Origin of the sequence: Escherichia sp. KCJ4928 (assembly GCF_004352695.1) — a bacterium.
GTDB lineage: Bacteria > Pseudomonadota > Gammaproteobacteria > Enterobacterales > Enterobacteriaceae > ECMA0423.
Genome location: NZ_SJWV01000299.1, coordinates 1 through 3150 on the forward strand (window position 1 = coordinate 1; position 3150 = coordinate 3150).

General features: G+C 48.8%; 5 protein-coding genes. All 5 read left to right on the top strand.

The features are described 5' to 3' along the window. Window positions 1–248 precede the first annotated feature (248 nt). The 5 genes from E0D98_RS22755 to E0D98_RS22780 all read left to right on the top strand — a co-directional run bounded on the left by E0D98_RS22755 (window position 249) and on the right by E0D98_RS22780 (window position 3031). Window positions 249–455 (top strand): hypothetical protein, encoded by a 207-nt coding sequence (locus E0D98_RS22755; RefSeq protein ID WP_032308115.1) that lies wholly within the window; start codon window positions 249–251, stop codon window positions 453–455. Further along, complete coding sequence (locus E0D98_RS22760; protein WP_032308116.1) at window positions 455–1510, top strand: major capsid protein; 1056 nt, start codon at window positions 455–457, stop codon at window positions 1508–1510. Before E0D98_RS22755 ends, E0D98_RS22760 begins: the two co-directional genes overlap by 1 nt. A gap of 11 nt (window positions 1511–1521) precedes the next feature. After that, window positions 1522–1857, top strand: a complete 336-nt coding sequence (locus E0D98_RS22765; RefSeq protein WP_000380882.1) for a head decoration protein — start codon at window positions 1522–1524, stop codon at window positions 1855–1857. Between the two features lie 12 nt (window positions 1858–1869). After that, window positions 1870–2283, top strand: a complete 414-nt coding sequence (locus E0D98_RS22770) for a hypothetical protein (protein WP_032308117.1) — start codon at window positions 1870–1872, stop codon at window positions 2281–2283. 205 nt (window positions 2284–2488) lie between these two features. Further along, window positions 2489–3031: a terminase small subunit gene (locus E0D98_RS22780; RefSeq protein WP_000835281.1), complete on the top strand. Its 543-nt coding sequence runs from the start codon at window positions 2489–2491 to the stop codon at window positions 3029–3031. Window positions 3032–3150 lie beyond the last annotated feature (119 nt).

Sequence of the window (3150 nt, forward strand, 5' to 3'; positions counted from 1 at the left end):
ATGATGATTGTGGTTAATTTTCGTTCGACATCTTTGCAGGCAGATAAAAAAGCCCGATAAGCTCAGAGGAAACTTATCGGGCTTTTGCATATGAGGTTTTTTTGGTGCACTGACACACATGATCGGGATAATCATTTCATAATTTACAACACAACTCAACATCATTGCACAAAATGCAATCATGATTATAATCATAACTGGATGAACATCCAGTTATGATTTTTTAAGTCAAAGAGGAATTTCTGACTATGGCAGAAGAGAAAAAAGGCGGGGTGACCGTGTACATAAGCCCCGACATCGTGGAGGCGCTCAAGGAACGCCACCAGCAGAACGTAAAAGCAGGCATCGCGGCAGGACTTGATCCGCTGGCGATGGTTGAGCCGTCAACAGGCTGGCAGGTACGCGCCTATTTACGCGCGGCGCTGGGCATGAATCAGACGCATGGAGGTGAATAATGGCAGGCAAAGCAACGGCACTTAACACTAACCAGCTTTTCGCGTACCTGAATCGCGGGGATATTGCGGAATTTAAATTCAGTCCGCTGTTTACCACGCTGTTTTTCCCGAACGTGGCGACATTCAACACCCAAAACATCATGCTGGACACCCTGGACATTGAAGAGGTTACGATGTCGGCGTTTTGTTCGCCTATGGTGGGTAGTCAGGTCCAGCGCGATAAAGGGTACGAAACCAGCACGATTAAACCTGGATACATGAAGCCGAAGCACGAAATCGATCCAACGAAAACCATCATGCGCATGGCCGGAGAAGATCCGGCACAGCTTAACGACCCTACCTATCGCCGTATGCGCCTGATTACTGGCAATATGCGCCGCCAGGTAAACGCCATAAAAGCGCGCGTGGAATGGCTGGCGGTAAATGCGGTAACGACCGGAAAAAACATCATTGAGGGCGAAGGCATAGAGCGCTATGAAATCGACTGGAAGATACCGGAAAAAAACATCATAGAGCAGGCCAAAGGCCGTAAATGGTCAGAGCAGGACAAAGAAACTCACGATCCAATCTATGATATTGAGCTTTATGCGGATCAGGGCAATTGCCCCGCAAACGTCATGATTATGGGCGCTGAGGTATGGCGCACGTTACGCAGCTTTAAAAAATTCCGCGAACTGTACGATCTTTCCCGTGGTTCAGAATCCGCCGCAGAACTGGCCTGCAAAAACCTGGGCGAAGTAGTGAGCTTTAAAGGCTATCTGGGCGATATTGCCCTTATCGTCTATTCCGGCAAATACGCCGACAGCGACGGCACAGAAAAATATTTCCTTGAGCCTGATTTGCTGGTCCTGGGTAACACCAACAATAAAGGGCTGGTGGCCTATGGTGCGATTATGGATCAGGAAGCTGTAAGAACAGGCGCAACGCAAAACATGTACTACCCGAAAAACTGGATTGAGGACGGCGATCCGGCGATTGAGTACGTGCAGACGCACAGCGCACCGCAGCCGGTTCCGGCAGATATTCGCAAATTTGTTACCGTCAAAATTGGTTAACGGGGGATTCTATGGACACTCCATACATTGAGTTATTTGCTGGCAGTCAGCAGGTATCAACGACGCTGGTACATTTTGCCGCTGATGCTGGCGTTATTCAGGAATTTACCCCGCTGATGCTGGCGGACAATGGTGAGTTTAAGCCGTGGGATGGTCAGGAATCTGGCAAGGCTGTTTATCTGACCTCGTACCCCGTGGACACGTCAAAGCAGAAATCAGCACAGTGTTACAAGACGGGGATATTTAATATCGCCGCCGTAAACTGGCCTGAGAGCGCCGACACTGACGCGAAAAAATGCGCCGCCTTTGCGGGTTCTGGCGTATCCGTTCAGCCGCTGGCGCGATAAGCAGGGGGAACGATGGCTACGAATGAAAGCATCATGGCGCTACCGCTGGCGAGTAAATTTAAAGCAGAAGCGCGGGCAATGGCTGACAGAGGTTTATCAACCTACGAGGCCGTATATCAACTCAACAGACTGGAAGAGCAGGACAAACCGCGCGCTGATGCGATTATGGCACTTGATGAATCTGGCGACTATCAGCCGCTGCTACGTGCAATGGCAAACGTGCCTTGTATCGATGTTGGTACGGCTAAAAGCATCCTTAGCATGACCATAGAGCAGGAACGCCAGAAGGTTGCACCAGAGCTTACCGCAGCCTTTGAAAACTTTATGGACATGCACAGCCCGCAAGCCGTATCAGCAGGCATGGCATACGATGGCAGAAACCCGGGCGATGACGGCGACATCGATCGCATACTGAAAACCATCTGAGACAGGCCGGAGAAATCCGGCTTTTTTTACGGGTCCTTTCCGGCATATGGACCCGTTACGGGGCGGCGACCTCGCGGATTTTCGCTATTTATGAGCCTTTTCAGGGTGGTGGTGGTGGTTTTGTTGTTTGATCTATCTTTATGAATGAAAAGGGAAAGATGCAAGCAATACACCAACCTGAAGCAGTAATTAAGTTGGTGTATTAATGAAATCTCATCTGATGAACAAAAAAAACATGGCGAAAAGCTGCCGTGTAAGTGCGACAGCGTTCGACAAGTGGGGAGTAACTCCCGTTGAGCGTAAAGGCCGTGAGGCGTTTTATGATGTTGCCAGCGTGATAGAAAATAGGGTTAACAATGCAATTAGCCAGCTTATAAACGACAAAGGCGAGATTGACGATGATGAACTTTTACGAGTCAGGATCAGATTACTGACAGCACAGGCAGAGGCGCAGGAACTTAAAAACGATCGCGATCGCGGTGACGTGATTGATACTGAGTTTTGCCTGTACGCGCTTTCAAAGCTGGCGAGTCAGATTTCATCAATCATGGACAGCCTCCCGCTTACTATGCAAAGGAGCTTCCCACAGATTACCCCCGCCATGCTGGACAGGCTTAAAAGGGAAGTGGTTAAAGCCTGTAATGCCAGTGCCAGAGTTGCCGACAACCTCCCACAGATACTGGCTGATTACTTGAAAGAAACAACCGGAAACGTACCGGAAAAGTTGCTACAGAAGAAAGGCGAGTAACAGACGCGCAATTATTGAACAAAAATGAGAAAGGATCTGATAATGGCATTTTCTGGCTAAAATGCCTCGTGTCAGATCCTTTCTTTTTTTAATATTTTCATTGTTAAACAGTCTGTTAC

What these genes read in the sequence shown, in the direction of transcription:
- E0D98_RS22755 (WP_032308115.1), top strand. Translation starts at nt 249, where the DNA reads ATGGCAGAAGAGAAAAAAGGCGGGGTGACCGTGTACATAAGCCCCGAC.
- E0D98_RS22770 (WP_032308117.1), top strand. Translation starts at nt 1,870, where the DNA reads ATGGCTACGAATGAAAGCATCATGGCGCTACCGCTGGCGAGTAAATTT.
- E0D98_RS22780 (WP_000835281.1), top strand. Translation starts at nt 2,489, where the DNA reads ATGAAATCTCATCTGATGAACAAAAAAAACATGGCGAAAAGCTGCCGT.
- E0D98_RS22765 (WP_000380882.1), top strand. Translation starts at nt 1,522, where the DNA reads ATGGACACTCCATACATTGAGTTATTTGCTGGCAGTCAGCAGGTATCA.
- E0D98_RS22760 (WP_032308116.1), top strand. Translation starts at nt 455, where the DNA reads ATGGCAGGCAAAGCAACGGCACTTAACACTAACCAGCTTTTCGCGTAC.